Annotated in this window: 20 protein-coding genes, 2 tRNA genes and 1 pseudogene; 12 read left to right on the forward strand and 11 right to left on the reverse strand. The window is 58.0% G+C overall.

Annotated features, from left to right (window positions below; genetic code table 11):
- The first annotated feature begins 16 nt into the window (after window positions 1–16).
- Both U5L73_RS12480 and U5L73_RS12485 read left to right on the forward strand, forming a co-directional pair.
- A complete protein-coding gene (locus tag U5L73_RS12480) occupies window positions 17–985 on the forward strand; it encodes an imelysin family protein (RefSeq protein ID WP_322562659.1) in 969 nt (322 codons plus the stop codon).
- Entirely contained in the window at window positions 975–2,138 is a 1,164-nt protein-coding gene (locus U5L73_RS12485) for a DUF1513 domain-containing protein (protein WP_322562660.1), read from the forward strand. The genes U5L73_RS12480 and U5L73_RS12485 overlap by 11 nt, the downstream gene beginning before the upstream one ends.
- Window positions 2,139–2,165: 27 nt before the next feature.
- On the opposite strand, the gene U5L73_RS12490 is transcribed toward U5L73_RS12485, so the two are convergent.
- Window positions 2,166–2,876: a tetratricopeptide repeat protein gene (locus tag U5L73_RS12490; protein ID WP_322562661.1), complete on the reverse strand. Its 711-nt coding sequence runs from the start codon at window positions 2,874–2,876 to the stop codon at window positions 2,166–2,168.
- Window positions 2,877–3,018: 142 nt separating this feature from the next.
- On the opposite strand from U5L73_RS12490, the pseudogene U5L73_RS12495 reads away from it, so the two are divergent.
- The 7 genes and pseudogenes from U5L73_RS12495 to hemP all read left to right on the forward strand — a co-directional run.
- Window positions 3,019–3,180 (forward strand): annotated as a pseudogene (locus U5L73_RS12495) (bacterioferritin-associated ferredoxin); the annotation flags it as partial.
- Window positions 3,181–3,361: 181 nt separating this feature from the next.
- Complete coding sequence (locus tag U5L73_RS12500; protein WP_322562663.1) at window positions 3,362–5,602, forward strand: TonB-dependent receptor; 2,241 nt, start codon at window positions 3,362–3,364, stop codon at window positions 5,600–5,602.
- A gap of 29 nt (window positions 5,603–5,631) precedes the next feature.
- Window positions 5,632–6,315 carry a Fe2+-dependent dioxygenase gene (locus U5L73_RS12505; protein WP_322562664.1) on the forward strand — a complete coding sequence of 228 codons (684 nt, stop codon included), beginning with the start codon at window positions 5,632–5,634 and terminating at the stop codon, window positions 6,313–6,315.
- 43 nt (window positions 6,316–6,358) lie between these two features.
- A complete protein-coding gene (locus tag U5L73_RS12510; protein WP_322562665.1) occupies window positions 6,359–7,090 on the forward strand; it encodes an energy transducer TonB in 732 nt (243 codons plus the stop codon).
- Window positions 7,091–7,136: 46 nt separating this feature from the next.
- Window positions 7,137–7,856, forward strand: coding sequence for a MotA/TolQ/ExbB proton channel family protein (locus tag U5L73_RS12515; RefSeq protein WP_322562666.1), 720 nt, complete (start codon window positions 7,137–7,139; stop codon window positions 7,854–7,856).
- A gap of 18 nt (window positions 7,857–7,874) precedes the next feature.
- On the forward strand, window positions 7,875–8,297 hold the full coding sequence (locus U5L73_RS12520) for a biopolymer transporter ExbD (RefSeq protein ID WP_322562667.1): 423 nt from the start codon (window positions 7,875–7,877) through the stop codon (window positions 8,295–8,297).
- A gap of 24 nt (window positions 8,298–8,321) precedes the next feature.
- On the forward strand, window positions 8,322–8,543 hold the full coding sequence (hemP, locus tag U5L73_RS12525) for a hemin uptake protein HemP (protein WP_322562668.1): 222 nt from the start codon (window positions 8,322–8,324) through the stop codon (window positions 8,541–8,543).
- A gap of 78 nt (window positions 8,544–8,621) precedes the next feature.
- On the opposite strand, the gene U5L73_RS12530 is transcribed toward hemP, so the two are convergent.
- The gene (locus tag U5L73_RS12530) at window positions 8,622–9,029 is read right to left on the reverse strand and encodes a heme-binding protein (RefSeq protein WP_313880385.1); all 408 of its coding nucleotides are present in this window, start codon (window positions 9,027–9,029) and stop codon (window positions 8,622–8,624) included.
- A gap of 209 nt (window positions 9,030–9,238) precedes the next feature.
- Here U5L73_RS12530 and U5L73_RS12535 point away from each other — a divergent pair, with 209 nt between their 5' ends.
- Window positions 9,239–9,934: a Bax inhibitor-1/YccA family protein gene (locus U5L73_RS12535; RefSeq protein WP_322562669.1), complete on the forward strand. Its 696-nt coding sequence runs from the start codon at window positions 9,239–9,241 to the stop codon at window positions 9,932–9,934.
- A 116-nt stretch (window positions 9,935–10,050) separates the two neighbouring features.
- Window positions 10,051–10,425: a hypothetical protein gene (locus U5L73_RS12540; RefSeq protein WP_322562670.1), complete on the forward strand. Its 375-nt coding sequence runs from the start codon at window positions 10,051–10,053 to the stop codon at window positions 10,423–10,425.
- Between the two features lie 17 nt (window positions 10,426–10,442).
- Here the strand turns inward: U5L73_RS12540 and rlmD are convergent, their stop codons facing one another.
- The 4 genes from rlmD to surE all read right to left on the reverse strand — a co-directional run bounded on the left by rlmD (window position 10,443) and on the right by surE (window position 14,528).
- Window positions 10,443–11,912: a 23S rRNA (uracil(1939)-C(5))-methyltransferase RlmD gene (gene rlmD / locus U5L73_RS12545; RefSeq protein ID WP_322562671.1), complete on the reverse strand. Its 1,470-nt coding sequence runs from the start codon at window positions 11,910–11,912 to the stop codon at window positions 10,443–10,445.
- Between the two features lie 92 nt (window positions 11,913–12,004).
- Entirely contained in the window at window positions 12,005–12,928 is a 924-nt protein-coding gene (locus tag U5L73_RS12550) for a peptidoglycan DD-metalloendopeptidase family protein (protein ID WP_322562672.1), read from the reverse strand.
- A 14-nt stretch (window positions 12,929–12,942) separates the two neighbouring features.
- Window positions 12,943–13,764 carry a protein-L-isoaspartate(D-aspartate) O-methyltransferase gene (locus tag U5L73_RS12555; protein ID WP_322562673.1) on the reverse strand — a complete coding sequence of 274 codons (822 nt, stop codon included), beginning with the start codon at window positions 13,762–13,764 and terminating at the stop codon, window positions 12,943–12,945.
- A complete protein-coding gene (surE, locus tag U5L73_RS12560; protein ID WP_322562674.1) occupies window positions 13,761–14,528 on the reverse strand; it encodes a 5'/3'-nucleotidase SurE in 768 nt (255 codons plus the stop codon). The genes U5L73_RS12555 and surE overlap by 4 nt, the downstream gene beginning before the upstream one ends.
- 124 nt (window positions 14,529–14,652) lie before the next feature.
- Between surE and U5L73_RS12565 the strand changes: the two genes are divergently transcribed.
- A complete protein-coding gene (locus tag U5L73_RS12565; protein WP_322562675.1) occupies window positions 14,653–15,630 on the forward strand; it encodes an NADPH:quinone oxidoreductase family protein in 978 nt (325 codons plus the stop codon).
- 73 nt (window positions 15,631–15,703) lie between these two features.
- On the opposite strand, the gene U5L73_RS12570 is transcribed toward U5L73_RS12565, so the two are convergent.
- From U5L73_RS12570 to pgsA, 5 genes are all read right to left on the reverse strand, one after another.
- Window positions 15,704–15,779, reverse strand: a tRNA-His gene (locus tag U5L73_RS12570).
- Window positions 15,780–15,840: 61 nt separating this feature from the next.
- A complete protein-coding gene (locus tag U5L73_RS12575; protein WP_322562676.1) occupies window positions 15,841–17,739 on the reverse strand; it encodes a peptidylprolyl isomerase in 1,899 nt (632 codons plus the stop codon).
- A gap of 64 nt (window positions 17,740–17,803) precedes the next feature.
- Window positions 17,804–17,879, reverse strand: a tRNA-Val gene (locus tag U5L73_RS12580).
- 16 nt (window positions 17,880–17,895) lie between these two features.
- Window positions 17,896–18,168: an HU family DNA-binding protein gene (locus U5L73_RS12585; RefSeq protein WP_142810653.1), complete on the reverse strand. Its 273-nt coding sequence runs from the start codon at window positions 18,166–18,168 to the stop codon at window positions 17,896–17,898.
- 239 nt (window positions 18,169–18,407) lie between these two features.
- Window positions 18,408–18,983 carry a CDP-diacylglycerol--glycerol-3-phosphate 3-phosphatidyltransferase gene (pgsA, locus tag U5L73_RS12590; protein WP_322562677.1) on the reverse strand — a complete coding sequence of 192 codons (576 nt, stop codon included), beginning with the start codon at window positions 18,981–18,983 and terminating at the stop codon, window positions 18,408–18,410.
- Window positions 18,984–18,988: the final 5 nt, after the last annotated feature.

Below are 18,988 nucleotides of genomic sequence, written 5' to 3' on the forward strand. Positions count from 1 at the left end.
CTGCCACAAAGAACCTATGGTCGCCACCCCTTTCTACCGCGCGAGTGAGTTGACTTTGGGCGGCATGCAAACCCATTGGTTGCCGCGTGCCCAAGCCTTCGCGCAGTCTGCTGCAGAGTTAGAGCACTCGGTGCGCACCGCCTCTAGCCCGATCAGCACGCAGCGCTTGGCCTGGGTGCGCTGCATGCTGGACTGGGAACGGCTCGCCGCCGTGCCGGTGGGTGCCGTGCTGGAACGCCGCTCGGTGCGGACCCTCGACTTCTGGCCCACCCGCACCGTGCAAATACAAGAGCTACGGCAATCGGCCAGCACCCAAGAGCCTGCGCTCCTGGCCAGCCGGGTGCGGGCAGCCGGTGTGGGTGCCAAGGGCCTCCCGGCGCTGGAGTGGTTGCTATGGCGCCAAGCCAACGAGCCGGGCACCCGCGCCCTGGCCTCGAGGCTGTGTATTGAGCTCCACGCGGAGGCCACTGTACTTCTGCAAGACTACCAAGCACGAGCCCGGGCACCGGAGCCGGAGGCTGTGGACGAGGCGCAATCCTGGACCGACTACGGCGAGTGGTTCACCCAGTGCATGGGAAGCCTCGACCAGCTACGCCTGAAGAAGCTGCGGACCAACACCCGGGGAAAAGACAGTGCGATCTGGGTCCGCGGTGTGAGTGGCCAAACCGCACCGGCTTGGGCGGCGCAGTGGGAGGGCATTACCCATTTTCTGGCCGGCAGCCCGGCCCGCCGCTGCGGTGCGGCGAACGGAGCGCCCCACAGCTTTACCGACTTGCTGCGCTCACGCGGCCACTTGGCCCCGGCCGACCGGCTGGAGCGGCAACTCGCCGTCAGCCAACCCGCGGTGCTGGCGGCCAACCCTAACCAACCCGCCAGTGTGCAGCGCGCGCAGCGAGCGCTGCTGGCCTTGCACACCCTGGCAAGCGACATGGGGAGCCAGCTCTTCGACTTTAGCCAAGGCTTTACCGATGCCGATGGCGACTGATCCCGCAGCGACCCGTCCAGCCCCCACAAGGCGACAGGCACTGGGCACCTTGGGCGTGGCCGCGTGGTCGGCCTGCTTGCCCACTGCGGCGGCAACCGCACAGCAGGTGCGATCCGACACACTGCAAGTGCTCACCGCCTGGCAAACCGGTGGCCGGGCCTATGCCGGCGTGTGGACGCCGCAGAGCATCCGCTGGGCGATCGCCTTGCCCAATCGAGCACACCAACTGCTGCCCTTATCGGCTCGGTACACGGGCGCGGTGCGAGAGGCGCTGGTAGTTGCACGGCGGCCCGGTGAGTACTTGGCCCGTGTAGATACCCGCAACGGGCGCTTACTGCACCTACACACGGTGGAGGTGGATCGCTACTTGGGCGGTCATGCCGTGAAGTCGCCTGATGGACGGTTCATTTTCACGACGGAGAGCGACGGTGACACCGGCCAAGGCTTGATTGCGCAGCGGCACGCAGGTTCTCTGGAAACGATTCGCGAATTCCCCAGCGGGGGCATCGGCCCCCACGCCCTGATGTGGGAGCCTGGCGGGCAACTGATCGTGGCGAATGGCGGCATCTTGACCCTGCCCGAAACCGGTCGCCGCAAACGCAACCTGCCGCAAATGGCCTCCAACCTGACGCGGCTGGACAGCACGAGTGGCAGCATCGTTGCGCAGTTTGCGTTAGACGACCCGTATTTGAGCCTGCGCCACCTTGCGCTTGCACCCGATGGCACCTTGGCGGTGGCACTGCAGGCGGAGCATTCCGACCCTGCGCTGCGGCAAGCGGCTCCGGCGTTGGCGTTATTGCACTCTGATGGGCTGCACGCGTTGGCGTGGCCCGCTGACGGCGCAGCGCTACAAGGGTGGCAAGGCTATGCGGGCGACGTGTGCTGGGCTGGCGACACGTTTTGGGTCAGCGCCACCCACGCAGGCCAAGTGATGGGCTGGTCCACCGCTGGCGAATGGCGGGGCATGTTGCCCTTGGCAGGCGCCGGAGCCCTGATGCCTGTGGGCAACGGTGCTGATGGCTTTATGGCGGGCGGTAGTCGTGAGGCACTATCTGCGCCCACAAGCACCAGCGCCACTGGCAGCGGCAGCGCCCATAGGCTCTACCGCTTGGCCAGGGGCTGGGACAACCACGGCACTCTGCTATCTATTTAATAGCTACCCGCGTAATATCGGCGGGCGCTAGGCGGCTTTTTGAAGCATGGATTCGCCAATGCTGCGAATCTCGGGGTAGCTGGAGTCCAGCAGTCGCTGGCCTGCTTGGCGCAGGTAAGCGGCCGTCGCGGTAGCAGGCACTTTGCTCAACCAGTGCAATGCCGCCTGCAATTCACCGCGCTGTGCCAGCATCGTGGCGTAATTAAATTGCCCACGGAAGTCGCCGCCTGTAGCTCCGCCCTCAAACCAGACAAAGGCCGCATTCAGGTCACGGGCCACAACCCTGCCATCCTCGTAAAAGTAGCCAATCTTGGTCATGGACTTGGCATGCCCGCGCGCCGCTGCGTGGCGGTACCACTCGAGTGCAGCGGCATCGTCTTGTGCAACCCCCATGCCCGCTGCGAGCAGGTTGGCGTAGTTGTACATCGCTGCATCCAGCCCCGCGTGCGCTGCTTGGCGGTACCAGTTGGCGGCCGCAAAGTAGTCCACGTCGCCCCCCCAACCGTTTTCAAAACAACGGCCGGCCATATTCATACCCATGGGGTGTGCCTGCTGCGCCGCTTTCAAAAAACTGGCTCTAGCAGCATCCACATTCCGCGGTTGTCCGTGGCCATCGAGCAGCCATTGCCCGGCGATAGCTTGCGCATCCGCACTGCCAAGCGCGGCGGCGGCTTCCATCCAGCGGGCTGCTGCTTGCGGTTCGGCCTGTGTCACCGCTTGCCAGTCTTGCGGCGTCATGGATTGGAGAGTGTCGGGAGAAGGAGGTAAATGAAGTTTTAGCGCGGGCATGGTAAACAAAAGTAAATTTTTTAAGAACTATAAATGCAAATGCGATAACTTCTCATTTACAATTTAATTTTTCCACAGCATCGGACTTTCCATGATTGTTTGTGTCTGCCACCGCGTATCCGACAAAGAGATCCACCATCACGCCAGTGAAGGCAAGAGCTTTGAAGACATCCAGATCGATCTGGGTGTGGCCGCTCAGTGCGGCCGCTGCGAAGACTGTGCACGCGATGTCGTGGAACGCTGCCACGCCAACGCCACCATGGTGCACGGTGCTTGGAAAACCATCACCATGACCCGTCATTCCTAGGTCATTTTTTTGAAACCAAACAGGAATGCTTCTTGTTTGGTTCGCACGTTAGCAAGCCACGTCCAAGACCGCTCTGCCGGTGGGAGACATAGCCAGCAAATTCTTTTCATTGAACGTTGAGAGCGCTATGCCCACTACTCGCCCCTTCCCTTCCCCGACGCCTTTAGCGGCCAACCCTGCGACCTTGCTCCCCTTGGGCGCGATGCTGCTGGCAGGATCTTTCTCTGCGGTAGCCCAAGACACCGGGGCGGAAGCTGTCAAAACACTCAAACCCGTCACCATCACCGAAAAGGCCGAAGAGGCACGGGGCAAAGACTCGGTGCGTGCCACCACGACATCGATCGGCAAAGGTAAGCAAGAGCTGCGGGACATTCCCCAGTCCATTACCGTGGTGACTGAAAAGCTAGTGGACGACCGGAATCTGGACACCTTGAAAGAGGTGCTGCACAACACAGCTGGCGTCACCTTTCTGGCGGCAGAGGGTGGCGAAGAAGATATCCGCCTGCGCGGCTTTTCGCTGGCGCAAACCGGCGATATTTTTGTCGATGGCATGCGCGACCCTGCCTTCTACGACCGCGACACCTTCAATAGCGACAAAATCGAACTGCTGCGCGGCTCCGCATCCATGCTGTTCGGCCGCGGCTCCACCGGGGGCGCTGTCAACCAAAGCAGCAAGCAAGGTCGTGCCATTGACGACCATGAAATCAGCACCACCGTCGGCATGTACAACTACCGCCGGGTGACAGGCGACTTCAACATCCAAACCGGTGAAGACTCGGGCCTGCGTATCAATGCCATGGCGACCAAGGCCGACAACAACGCCGCAGGAAGCAGCATCGACAAACGCGGTATCGCCGCCAACTACCGCTGGGGTATCGGCACCAAGGATGAGTTCTCGGTGGGACTCATGTCGCTGGACAACGACAACGGGATCAACTACGGCGTGCGCTGGATCCGACCCACTTCCACCGCAGCAACCACGAGCTCTGTCTTGAACGACGCTATCGCGCCCCAAACCTATTACGGCATGGCCAGCGACTACAACAAGGGGACCGCAGATTACATCACCGCTAGCCACACCCACCGCTTTCAAGACGATAGTGAGCTGAAAACCTCTGTGCGCCGTGGCGTCTACACCCGCGACCAGCGCGCCACCCTCTGGAGCTACGCCACAGGCACCGGCATCAACAACTTCACTGATGCCACTGTTTTAACCCGCCGCCCTCAAAACAAGATCCAAGACCTGAACTCGGTGTATTTGCAAACGGATTACACCAAGAAATTCTCGGCCTTTGGCGTGAAGCATGAGTTGTTCACTGGCGTGGATTTTGGCCAAGAAAACAAAAACGTTTTCAGGGCCACCGGCGGCGCATCCCGCCCCGCCACCACCGTCGGCACCCCTAACGACGGAGCTTCAGTGGACGAATCGGCGCGCATCGTCACGCGAGCGAACGCATTCCAAGCCGACAACCTCGGCCTGTACGCCATGGACTTGGTTCAAGTGGCCGATCATTGGAAAGTACTGGGTGGCTTGCGTTTTGACCGCATGCGCGGCAACTACATCACAGAAAGCGCAGCTGGCGTGAAAACGGCAGCCTTTGAGCAGAGTATTGCCAATTGGAGTCAGCGGGTTGGCGTGATGTACCAACCCACTGAGCTGAGCTCGTTCCACTTTTCTTGGGGAACATCTTTCAACACTTCCGGTGACACCTATTCGTACAGCGCCGGTAACTCCAATGCGAAACCGGAACAAAGCCGGAACGTGGAAATCGGTGCCAAATTGGACTCCGCAGACAAGCGCTACACGACGCGTCTGGCGATTTTCCAGTCGGTGAAATTCAACGAGCGCAACACCGACCCTGACAATGCCGCAGCAACACCGGTGCTGTCCGGTCAGCGCCATGCCACCGGGCTGGAAATTGACGCCTCGGGCATGTTGACCCCAAAGTGGGAGATTTACGGCTCCTACATGTGGATGCCCGACGCCATGGTGGATGCGGCAGCCCCGTGCCCTGCAACAGGAAATTGCTCTCAGAACACAGCGGGTGACCGTGTAGGCGATCGACCTTCCTTGACCCCCGTGCATAGCGGTACGGTGTGGACTACCTACCAATTCACTCCCCAATTCCGTGCAGGCACTGGCGTGAACTTCCGTAGCGAGCAGTCGCCCAACCGCAATCCGGGCTTCTTTGCACCCGGCTACGCCACGCTCGACCTGATGGGCGAGTACAAGTTCAACGAAAAAGTAGTGCTCAAAGTCAACCTGACCAACGCACTGGACAAGTTGTACGCAGATGGTCTGTACACCAGCTTCTACACACCCGGCCCCGGCCGGAATCTGCAAGCCACTTTGAACCTGAAGTTCTAAGCCAGCGACCTTAACTGCCAGCCACCGCCATGCTTTTGCACCTGCCCGATCTGCTGACCTCTGACGAGGTCGCCCATGCCCAGCACCTGTTAAAGGAGGCTCCGTGGACGGATGGGCGCAAAGGCACCGGTGAGTTGGCCAGGCAGGTCAAAAACAACGAGCAGCTGGACCACGAGGGTGACATTGCCCGCAGCATCCGCGAACTGGTGTTGCGGGGTCTGGACCGCAACACCACCTTCTTTTCCGCAGCACTGCCCAAAAAGGTGTTCCCACCCCGCGTCAACCGGTACGGGGGGGGCAGTAACTTTTACGGCAACCACATTGATGGCGCGGTTCGCTATATGCCCGAGAGCGGACAGCGGTTGCGAACGGATGTGTCCTGCACCGTCTTCCTTAATGACCCAGAGGACTATGACGGCGGCGAACTCACGATCGCTGATACTTACGGTGAAAAGATGGTCAAGCTGCCGGCGGGTCACGCGGTCCTCTATCCAGGCACCAGCCTGCACCAGGTCAAACCCGTGACCCGCGGGCACCGTATCGCCTGCTTTTTCTGGATTGAGAGCCTGGTTCGCAGCGACGAGCAACGCCGGATGCTGTATGAACTCGATATGAATTTGCTGGCAATCCGGCGTCGGCACGGCGATTCGGAGGAAACCACGGCACTCACCGGCGTTTATCACAATATGCTGCGTATGTGGGCCGACACCTGAGGCCACAGGCCACGCACAACGCCCTTGATGATTTTTATTGCCTATGTCTACTTTTGCACTTCCGCGTTTTGGCGCACTTCCCGCCTTCAGTCGTAACACCAGCATCGTCCTGACGGTAGTTGCCTTCCACGTGGCGGTTTTGTGGGCCGTTCAGAGCGGCTTGCTCAAGCGCGTCGTAGAGGTGGTGGTGCCCGCCGAAATCTTGGTGGAGTTTGTAACCCCCGCATCGCCACCACCCGCACCGCGTGCCACCCCACAGCCCAAAACACCCACCAAAACAGTCACCACCAAACAACCGACACCGCCAGTGCCTGCACCCACACCCACAGTGGCACCTGAACCCGCGCCCACACCCTTGGCGATTGCCCCCTCTGCCAATACACCTGCACCTTCTGTGGCAGCCCCTACTGCAACGGCGGCTACACAAAGCAATGCCACTGGCAGTAGCAATGCACCTGCAGCCCCGCCCGCACCACCGGCTCCGCTAAAGATCGAATTGCCTTCCAGCGATGCCGATTACCTGAACAACACCAAACCTGCCTACCCCGCAATCAGCAAGCGCTTGGGTGAGCAAGGCCGCGTCGTGGTGCGGATATTCATCGATGCTGACGGGCATCCCAGCCAAGCCAGTGTCAAGCAAAGCAGCGGTTTTGACCGCTTGGATCAAGCCTCGATAGAGACCGCTCTGAAATGGCGCTATGCCCCGGGCAAGCGCGCTGGTGTCGCTCAGGGCATGTGGTTTGACGTGCCCCTTAACTGGCAGCTCACACGGTAGTCAGCTCTTTCTCTTTTATTTAATTCGTTTTTCTTCGGAGCTATTTATGGAATCGCAACTCGGCCTCATCACCCTCTGGAACCAAGGCGACTGGGTCACCAAATCGGTGGCTATTTTGCTGCTCGGCATGTCCTTGGCATCATGGATCGTGATCCTGATCAAGGCCTTGGACATATTCAAGTTCAAGTCGCTCGCAGGCCGCACCGAAAGCTTCTGGCATAGCGCTGACTTTGAATCCGGCATGACGACCCTGGGCAACCCAGTCGACAACCCGTTCGTTCAATTGGCGCGTTCGGGGCAAGAGGCTACCGCCCACCACCGCCACACCCAAACCCAATTGCATGACGCCCTGGACATCAGCGACTGGATCAGCCGCGCCCTGCGCAACAGCATCGATGACAGCACCGCGCGTTTCCAGAGCGGCTTGGCCGTGTTGGCGTCGGTCGGGTCTACAGCACCTTTCGTGGGCTTGTTTGGAACCGTTTGGGGCATCTACCACGCACTCATGGGCATTGGCGCATCAGGCCAAGCCACTATCGACAAGGTCGCCGGCCCGATCGGCGAGGCGCTGATCATGACCGCCTTGGGCTTGGCTGTGGCCATCCCGGCAGTGCTGGGCTACAACGCGCTGGTGCGTGGCAACAAGTCCATCCTGACCAAGCTCAACCGTTTCGCCCACGATTTGCACGCCTACTTTGTGACGGGTGCACGGGTCACCCACGTCCAAAGCGGTGACAGCAAAGTCGTCGCCATGAAAAAAGCCTGATCCGCCCAAGGAGCCCCCATGTCATTTGGAATGCAAGACGCTGGATCGGATAACGACGCCGAGGTTATGAACGAGATCAACATGACACCGCTGGTCGATGTGATGTTGGTGCTGCTCATCATCTTCATCATTACCGTGCCGGTGATGAAACACGCTGTCAATGTAGAGCTGCCCACCGCCACAAGCCAGCCGAAGCAGGTCAAGCCGGAAACACTGCAGCTGAGTGTGGACGCGCAAGGCGCTTATTTTCTGAACCAATCGCTGGTCGCCAGCGATGCCCTGAGCGGGGTACTGCAAGCCGAGGCTGCCAAGAATCCACAACCGGAATTGCATATCCGCGGGGACAAAGCCGTGCGCTATGAATTCGTGGCACAAGCCATGGCACACGCCCAACAGGCGGGGCTGCGAAAAATCGGTTTCATCTCCGAGCCGACACGTTGAGCGCGGCGCGTATCGACTTGACGTATGGAATCCCCTCAGTCACTACCCGGCACCCTTGCCCCCATGCCCAGCCCGCTGGGGTCCGGGGAGCGGCGCAACGCCGCCAAGCCGGTCGATAGCGCCGGCAACCGGGTTGTCAAGGCGAGCACACTGCTCGGCGAGCGCCAGAGTGTGGACATTGAATACAACGGCCAGCGCTACCGCCTGCAAACCACGAAAGCAGGCAAACTGATTCTGACCAAATAGCAGTATCACCATAAAAAAAGCGGGTAGCGCACATAGAACGTGCACTACCCGCTATATTTTTAATAGCAATCCGTTGGCTTATAGACCAATAGCCGCAATACCGGCCTTGGCGATCTGGGCGTCTTCGTTCGACTTCACACCGCTCACACCCACCGCACCCAAGCATTGGCCGTCCTTCATGATCGGCACGCCGCCTTCCAACAGGGCATCGAGGTTGGGTGCGCTCAAAAACGACACGCGGCCGCCGTTGATCATGTCTTCATACACTTTGCTCTCGCGACGTCCCAAAGCAGCGGTGCGGGCCTTTCCGGGTGCGATGTGAGAAGAGATGGGAGCCGCGCCATCCAGGCGCTGGAATGACAACAAATGACCACCATCGTCCACGATGGCAATACTCACGGCCCAGCTGTGCTTCGCAGCTTCTGCCTGAGCGGCGGCGGCGATGGCGGTGACGTCGGCAAATTCGAGAACGGCTTTGGTTTTCATAAGGTGTGCAAGTGATAAAGGTGAAAACCTTTAGCATAACCAAACGCGGCGTCCCTTTACCCCGCTTGCACGCAGATCACCTCTACCCGAATTGACAAGAATAAGCATACAAACCGTGGGGGTGGCAGCACGAAGGCCTAGAATGTACATACCGTTTGCTGTAACCGTGCATGTGCGCGACTCAAGCAGTCAACAACTGGAGTTACACCATGACCGATCGCACTACTACCTTTGGCCAGAGCCTGGGCTATGGCGCATCAACCGCGCAACGCAACAAGGTGCTGCGCAACACATATTGGCTGCTCTCACTGAGCATGATTCCCACCGTAGTGGGCGCTTGGGTCGGTGTGGCGATGAACTTGGGCCCGATTTTCAGCGGCATCCTTGGCTTCGTGCTGTTCATGGCAATTGCTTTCGGCTTCATTTTCGCGATTGAAAAGACCAAGAATTCTGCTGCCGGCGTCCCGGTGCTACTGGCCTTTACTTTCTTCATGGGGCTGATGATGTCTCCCCTGATCCAGCGTACCCTGGGCTTTAGCAATGGCCCCCAACTCATCATGACGGCATTTGCCGGCACCGCGGGTGTGTTCTTCGCCATGGCCAGTTTGGCCACCGTGATCAAGCGCGATCTGAGTGGTATGGGCAAATGGCTGTTTGTCGGCACAATCGTGCTGATCGTGGGTGGTTTGGTAAACGCCTTCGTGGACTCTACGGCCGGCATGATGGCTTTGTCCATGGCCGCCATCGGCATCTTCAGCTTCTGGATGCTGTATGACGTGAAGCGCATCGTGGACGGCGGCGAAACCAACTACATCACCGCGACCCTTAGCCTGTACCTGAACATCGTGAACGTGTTTCAGAACTTGCTTGCTTTGCTGGGCATTTTCGGCGGCGAGCGCGACTAAGCGGGTCTGCTGCCGCAAATGGGCAGCTGTTGCGCAAAAAAGGCCCTGAGGGGCCTTTTTTGTTGTCAATATCAACACCGGAATGCCGATAACACCAGTAGCACTTCATCCGCCCTATGACACTACGCCCTCTTCTGTTGCTACTCCCCTTGCTGCTCTCAGGTTGCGATCTGCAATCGATTCAGGCAGCAATGGCCGACCCGAGGATCGCGCAACGCGAAGCGGAGGCCAAAGCCATCGGCAGTGCCTGCCGGCACGGGCTGCGCAGTATTGAAGACTGCTACTCGCTCAACGAGAAAGCATCCAAATCCGCCATTTTCAACGGCTGGAAAGAGATGGATCTCTACATGCGCGAAAACAAAATTGAAGGGGTTGCGCCCCAAGGCTTGAAACCCCCTCCACCTCCACCACCACCACAGCCAGCAGAGGCCGTGATCACGGAAGAAGAGGAAGATCCCAAAGCGAAACCCAAGGTCAAACCCAAAGGTTAGTGCTTCGCGCCAAGGGCTCAGTCTTTTCGCTCAAACACCGCAATGCTCTCCACGTGCGCCGTGTGGGGGAACATGTTTACTACGCCAGCCTTGGAGCAGGTGTAGCCGGCCTCATTGACCAGCACTCCAGCGTCCCGGGCCAAGGTGGCAGGCGCACAGCTCACATACACAATGCGCTTGGGTGGTGTCCAGCCCTTGCGCAGCTCGGGCTGCTGGCATAACGCTGCCAAGGCTTGCACCAGTGCATAGGCACCCTCACGCGGTGGGTCAATCAACCACTTGTCAGCGGAGCCGTCCGCAATCAACAGCTCAGGCGTCATTTCGAACAGGTTACGCGCTACAAATTCAGTAGCTGCCAACGGAGATTCTGCGAGGGCTGCAGCCGCTTTTCGCTTGGAATTGAAGACCAGGTTTTCACGCGAGCGGGCCACCAGGGCTTCCGCCCCTTCAATACCCAGCACTTCTCGCGCTTGGGTGGCCAGTGGCAAGGTGAAATTACCCAAGCCGCAGAACCAATCAATCACGCGTTCAGTCTTCTCCACCTGCAAAAGTCCCAGCGCCCTTGAGACCAGCACCCGGTTAATGTGGGGGTTGACCTGTGTGAAATCGGTCGGGCGGAACGGCATGGTGATGCCAAAGTCAGGCAGGCTGTAAGCCAACTCTCCAGTCTCATGGCCCGGCAACTCATCAAGGCGGTGAATGGTTTCGGGGCCCTTGGGCTGCAACCACCATTGCAAGCCCGCTTGGGTCGCTGCAAAGGCCCGCAGGCGGCCTTTGTCAGCCTCCGACAGGGGCTCCATATGGCGCAGGACCAACGCAATAACGCCAGCCTGATTGTCTTGTTGGTCGCTGATGTCGCCCATGGCGAGCTCAAGTTGCGGAATGGTTTCCACGGCGTCCATGGATTCGATCAGCTGACGCAGGGGCATCAGCATCGCGCTGACCCTGGGCGCCAGCACGTGGCAGACCTTCATATCCGCCACATAGCGGCTCTTGCGCTCATGGAAGCCAATCAGCACCGCACCCTTTTTCCGCACAAATCGCACGGACAAACGACCCCGGTAGCGGTAGCCCCACGAGGGACCCTCGATCGGACGTACCACATTGTCCGGCTTGAGTTTGCCGATGTGATGCAGGTTGTCTTCCAGTACACGTTGCTTCACGGCCACTTGGGCCCCTACGTGCAAGTGCTGCATCTTGCAGCCGCCACAGGCGCCTTCATGCAGACCAAAGTGCGGGCAAGCCGGCTGCACCCGTTGAGAAGACTCGATGTGGATCTCGGTCAGAGTGCCCTTTTCGAAACTGGCCTTACTGCGGTGCATCTGAGCACTCACCACTTCAAAGGGGAGCGCCCCTTCGATAAACACCACTTTGCCGTCAGGGCGGTGGGCGACCCCCTGGGCCTCGAGGTCTAGAGATTTCACTGCCAGCCAGCCATCAGGCAGCTGCGGCGTGGCCGCTATGTCGTTGTTGTGTTCGTCAGTCATCCCTGAATTGTCTCAGGTCCGACCGCATCCCCTCCACAACTCCGCGCCGATCTCTCCTCGGATTGCTTAGGCGATAAAAAAGCCTCAGCAGCCTAACGAGCGGGTAGGTATTTCATCGGATCCACCGGTTTGCCTTGGCGGCGAACCTCGAAATGCAACTTGACGCGATCTGCATCGGTGCTGCCCATTTCGGCGATCTTTTGACCCTTCTTCACCGTCTGGTCTTCTTTCACCAGCAAGGTCTGGTTATGGGCATAGGCCGTCAAGAAGGTGTTGTTGTGCTTGAGGATGATCAGGTTGCCATAGCCGCGCAATCCGGCACCGGCGTACACGACTTTCCCCTCACCCGCTGCCAAGACGGGGTCTCCGGCATTCCCGCCGATGTCCAAGCCTTTGTTTTTGACTTCATCGAACCCAGCTAGCACCGCGCCATTGCCCGGCCACATCCAAGCGACTGCATCGTCGCTCGCGGCAGCGGGGGTTGCCGCCGCAACCGCAGGAGCACTGGTAGAAGCAGATGCTGCCTTGGCCGGTGCACTCGCTGCCGCGGTGGTGGCGGAGGCCGCTCTGGCCGGCGCACTCGCTGCCGAAGACTGCCCGTTAGCGGGCGGCAGCGCCGTCACAGTGCTACTGCTGTTAGCGACCGGCTTGGTACCAGCAGCTTCCGCAACCGCTACCGGCTGCACGATCCGCAGTACTTGGCCCACTTCAATTTTGTTGGGGTTGTCCAGCGCGTTCCAGCGTGCGATGTCTTTATGACTTTGGCCGCTTTCCAAGCCAATACGAATCAGCGTATCGCCGGGCTTGACGGTGTAATAGCCCGGTTTGCCTGCATTCTCAAAGCCGGGAGGCTGCTTGACCGCTTGGGTGCGCGGGTCGGTGCTCACCGTTTGTTGCGGCGCTTGGCTGGAGCGATCCTCGACAGGCGCACGGGTAATGGGCTTCGAGCCACAACCCGCCACCACCAGTACCGCGGCACCCGCAACACCAAACCACAAACTACGCTTACCAACCATATTGATTTTTCCCTTCAGGCAACGCCCGATTTTAGGGGTACAAAATGCACCGCCTCCAGAATGCTCTGGCGCAGGCCCTGGGCTGTTTTGTCAACGACCAGGAGCGCCTGCCCTCCGGCGTGCACCACGGGAGCAACCAAGCGTCCACCCACAGCTAATTGATCAATCCACGCTTGCGGCAAAGCATCGCCTCCGGCGGCCGAAATAATTCCTGCATAAGGCCCACCCTTGGGATAACCCGCCATGCCATCCCCGAACAGTAAATGCACATTGGGCAAGCGCAGAGGCCTCAAATTGTCTCGGGCTTTGTCGTGCAAACCCTTCAAGCGCTCAATGCTGTAGACCTCTGTGGCCACACGGCTCAGCACTGCCGCTTGGTAGCCGCAACCGGTGCCAATTTCCAGCACGCGGCCCGTGGGCCCGGTCGCTCCATTACGCAACAGCTCGATCATGCGAGACACCACTCCCGGCTTGGAAATGGTTTGTCCCAGCCCGATGGGCAAGCTGGTGTCTTCGTAGGCCTGGTTCACTAAGCCACTGTCCACAAACCGGTGTCGCTCAATCGACCCCATAGCAGACAAGACCAAGGGGTCTGTAACACCTTGCCCGGCCAGCTTTTGCACCATGCGTTGCCTCACCGCCAGCGAATCCATCCCCAAACCTTCGGGGATAGGTACGCCGGAGACTCCACTTTTGGGAGCCACCGTTTTAGCAGTACCTGTTACGGAAACTGCTTGGCCCCGCGGTCCCAGTGGCATTACCGCACCTGACGGATGCGGCCGGTTCTTCGCAAGGGTAGTGTCGAGTCGCGCCGGAAAGGAGGGCCGCTCCTTCATACCTTGGGCGATGAGGTCAAACGGTTCATCGACTGAGCCCAATAGCCCAGGTTGTCATGGTCTGTGAGATCGACTTTGAGCGGGGTCACGGCAACATGGCCTTGGGCTGTGGCATGGAAATCAGTGCCATCAGCATCGTCTTTCACCGGACCCGCGGCACCGATCCAGAACATGGTTTCCCCTCTGGGGCTCTGCTGCTTGATCACTTTCTCGGCGGCGTGTCGCTTACCCAAGCGACACAGTTTAGCGGCGCCGATCATGTCAAAAGGCAAATTGGGAATGTTGACATTGAGGAGCCACGGTGCGGTAGTAATCATTTGCTGCTGCATCGCCAGCACCATCTCACGTGCTTTTTGTGCTGCAGATTGCAGGTGAACCCAGTCCCGCTCCACTTGGGAAAACGCAATCGCTGGAATACCGAACAAAAAGCCTTCCATTGCGGCACCGACAGTGCCCGAGTAGATGGTGTCATCCCCCATATTGGCACCGTTGTTGATGCCTGACACCACCAAATCTGGGCGGTAATCCAGCAATCCGGTAAGCGCGATGTGCACACAATCTGCAGGTGTGCCGTTCACGTAGCGGAAACCGTTCGCGGCCTGGTGCACATACAAGGGCGAGTGCAGCGTCAGTGCATTGGATTTGGCGCTGTTGTTTTGCTCAGGAGCAATAACCTCCACTTCAGCAACATCTTTGAGCGCTTCGTAAAGCGCCACGATACCGGGGGCTTGATAACCGTCGTCGTTGGAAATGAGAATTTTCATAGCAAGAAATAGTGTGGAGGCATTGTAGGGGGCAGTACTGCAGCCGGTCGCCGTCGGGACAATTGGGCGCAGACACTCCGCGCACGGGTTCTATGATTTGGCGAATTATCTTTGGAGAAACACTATGCATGCTTGGCTATGCGAAGACCCCACAGGCGTTGACGCCTTGCATTGGAAGGAACTACCAACCCCTGAGCCCCGGGCCGGAGAAGTCCTGCTGGAGATTCACGCTGCAAGTCTGAACTTTCCAGACCTGCTGATTGTTCAAAACAAGTACCAAATGAAGCCCGCACTGCCCTTCGTGCCAGGTTCAGAGTACGCCGGAATCGTGGGTGCAGTCGGGGAAGGCGTCACCCATTTGAAAGTAGGCCAAGCAGTCGCATGCCTCAGCGGTACCGGCGGTTTTGCGACCCATACGATCGCACCCGCTGCCATGTGTATGCCGCTTCCCTTAGGGTTCCCGATGGTGGATGCCGCAGCATTCATCATGACCTATGCGACTTCACACCATGCATTGCTAGACCGTGGGCAACTGAAGGCAGGTGAAACGGTCTTGATTTTGGGCGCCGCTGGCGGCGTGGGTACTGCAGCCATCCAGATCGCCAAAGCCGCAGGGGCCAAGGTGATTGCCGCCGCATCGAGCGCAGAAAAATGCGAACTTTGTACCCGCACCGGCGCCGATGCCACGATCAACTACAGCATCGAGAATCTGCGCGATGCCCTAAAAGCACTGACGCAAGGACGTGGATCCGATGTGATCTACGACCCTGTGGGCGGAGATCTTGCAGAACCGGCATTCCGCTCCATCGCATGGCGCGGTCGCTATTTGGTCGTAGGCTTTGCCGCAGGTCCTATTCCGGCGCTTCCCTTCAACTTGGCACTCCTGAAAGGAGCCTCTGTCGTAGGCGTTTTCTGGGGCGACTTTGCCAAGAAAGAGCCGGGTGCGAACGCCAAAATGATGCAAGAACTTGCCGGCTGGTACATGCAAGGAAAAATCAAGCCGGTGATTGACCGCACACTACCGATGGGCGAAGCCAAAGCCGCTTACGCGCACATGGGTTCACGCAAAGTAATGGGCAAAGTGGTCCTAGTGAATAGATGAAAGCAGGCGGCCGCCACTTTTCAAAACCAAAAAAGAAAAAACCCGCTAACTTGCGTTAGCGGGTTTTTTTAACTGGGGTGGCTGATGGGGCTCGAACCCACGACAACAGGAATCACAATCCTGGACTCTACCAACTGAGCTACAGCCACCGTAGAGCTAAATTATAACCCGAATTTCCAGCTCATTTTCAATTCAAGCCGGTTTTGCGTCTCAAGGTGCAGGCACCTTCATCTGCACTTTGAAACGCTGCTTCAAGCCTTCATAGTAGGCAGCGCCCTCAGCGGCAGCCACCCATTGGGCGTATTGCGCTTGTTCCTGCTTGGACTTTGCCTCTTCCACTACAGTGCGCTGCAAAACCTTGTTAACTCGCACAATGGCGTAGCCTTGTGTCCCCAGGTCGACGCCCACAAATGCAGGGAGCTTGGCAGGACTGGCACGCAGAGCGGCGTCTACTATTGCGCCTTGCAAGCCTTGGCTCGCGTCACGAGACATGGTCACAGCGGCAGCGAAGCTGACACTTGACGGGTCTTTTTGCACCGAAGCCAATTTATCCGCGCCTTCTTTTTTCGCCTGCTCCAGCGCCCGGCTAGCGATCAAACGATCCCGCACCAAAGGTTTGACTTCTGCCAGCGACATGGCGCGCGAAGGGCTATAGGAGATGACCCGCGCGGATACCAATTGATTGGCACCAAGTTCAAGGGCTTCCGTGTTGCGCTTGTTCTCCAGCGAGTCAGCACTAAAAATAGCCTCTAAAAAGCGGCTATTGGCGAGGGGACCAGTAGCACCTGGCTGCACCGACCGCTGAACCCCGTTCGCGGTCTTCACTGCGAGCTTCAAACGATCGGCAACAGGTGCCAAGCTGTCCGACTGCTCGTAAACACCATTCGTAAATGATTCAGCCGCTTCGGCAAATTTTCGTTGTGCCAGTTGCGTCCGCAGCTCCGGCTCGAGGCTGGCTTTGACCTCGTCAAAAGACGGCTGCTTGGCGCTCTTGATATCCGCCAATTTGATAATGTGGAAGCCAAAATCAGACTCCACCAGATCGCTGATATCACCCTTTATCAGGGAAAAAGCTGCATCCTCAAAAGGTTTCACCATGGCGCCACGACCAAAATAGTCCAAATCACCTCCGCGGACAGCAGATCCGGCATCTTGCGAATTCTTTTTGGCAACCTCTGCAAAGGTCTCGGGTGCTTTGCGAACTTGGGCGAGCAGCGCAGCTGCGCGTTCTTGAGCCTTGGTACGCTCAGCCGCAGGCATGTCCTTCGGCGCATTGATCAAAATATGGCTCGCACGTCGCTCTTCCTGGGCACTAAAACGGCTTGCGTTTTGATCGAAGTAAGACTTCAAATCAGCGTCGCTCACCACAACCGATTTCTTCAGCGCTTCAATATCAAGGAGCACATATTCAATGTTGGCAGTTTCAGTGAACTGAAACTGCGCAGTATTCGCTTGAAAGTAGGCTTCAATATCAGCCTCTGAAGGATTTACCTTCGCAACAAAATCTGCCGGGCCGAAGCGGGTTACTTGAATTTCGCGGCGCTCAAAAAAAGCGTTGAGCGCAATGTCCGCCAATGCTTTCGGTGAAAAAGCGGTAGACGAAATGGCCGACTCCACCTGCATCAACGAGAGATCGCGGCGCACACGCGCTTCAAAGCCTTCTGGCGTCAAACCTTGACTTGCCGCCAATTGCCGGTAACGCTCCATGTCCATGGTGCCGTCGGGTTTGCGCAGACCTGCAATCGTCGGGTTTTGCTGCAACTCTCGCGCCAGGCGAGCATTGCTCATGGTCAGGTGCGACGCTTGAACAGCCTCGGCCATCACCTTGTCGCGCACCAAACGCTCAAGTGTCGCGTAACGTGCTTGAGGGGAATCTAGGAGCTTGGGATCCAAATTGGGTACGGAGGTGCGCAGTCTGTCGACTTCGTTTTTGTGGGCAAAGTCCCATTCTTCCTGGGTAATCTTTGCTTTGCCAACGGTCGCTACCGTTGCGCCCTGATCTGCCATGCTTTTGTAACCATCAACCCCCACCAACACAAAGGCGGGAATGAGTAGCAAGAACATCAAGAACATCAACACCTTGGTGTGCTTGCGAACAAAATCGAACATGCGCTAACTCTCCATTTGAACAACAAAAAAGGCGAACAAACTGTTCGCCTTTGCTGGATAGGTGTGGTGGGTGATGACGGGCTCGAACCGCCGACATTCTGCGTGTAAGGCAGACGCTCTACCAACTGAGCTAATCACCCTCCTGAAAACCGGTTTTCAGTTCAGGGCATCTTTCAATGCTTTACCTGGACGGAATTTTGGAACTTTTGCTGCCTTGATTTTAATCGCATCGCCGGTACGGGGGTTGCGACCAGTGCGTGCAGCGCGCTTGCCAACTGCAAATGTACCAAAACCTACGAGCGACACTGTACCGCCTTTTTTCAAGGTCGTCTTCACGGCACCGATGGTGGACTCCAAAGCGCGTGTAGCAGCAGCCTTCGAAATATCTGCGTGCTTGGCAATGTGCTCGATCAATTCTGTTTTGTTCACAAGGGCCCCTTAATCGGAAACGGAGTTAGACAATGTCTCTTCAAATTTCTGGTGACTCGCCTCAGGGCACCGCAACTTAACGGGGCACCGCGAATCACGCTTTTCTGCGACTGATTTCGATCAGCGCGGAGGCGAATTCTAGACTGAATTCCGGGCCCTTCTCATCAACGCACAAGTTTTTTATTGTGAGCTTTTGTCAGCGGCTCGAAAGCAAGATGCGCAAGCCGAATCCGCAGCGATTACGAAGCACGGGCCCGAATCTCAGGGATTGCCTTTTGCAGGTAGTACACCATCGACCACACAGTCAAGACGGCCGCACCCCACATCAACCAAACGCCCCACAGGTGGGTATCAATCACGCCGAACAACAAGCCGTTAAAAAGTAGAAAGGGGATCGCAACCATCTGGACCACCGTCTTGAGTTTGCCGATCATATGGACAGCCACGCTCTTGCTTGCACCGATTTGCGCCATCCACTCACGCAGGGCAGAAATTGCGATCTCCCGCCCGATGATGATCAATGCGACAAAAACATCCGCACGCTGCAAGTGCACCAGCACGAGCACACATGCACACACTAAAAACTTGTCGGCTACCGGATCCAGAAAGGCTCCGAATGAAGAGGTTTGATTGAGCTTGCGGGCCAGATAGCCATCAAGCCAATCGGTTAAAGCAAACAGCACAAACATTACCGTTGCGGCCAGGTTCTTTTCGTAATCGCTGGCCATGCTACCGGGCAGGTAGAACACGCCCACAATGAGGGGAATCGCGAAGATCCGCGCCCAGGTCATGATGGTGGGGATGGTGGTAAACATGTCAG

Source organism: Rhodoferax sp. (genome assembly GCF_034520025.1).
Lineage (GTDB): Bacteria > Pseudomonadota > Gammaproteobacteria > Burkholderiales > Burkholderiaceae_C > Allorhodoferax.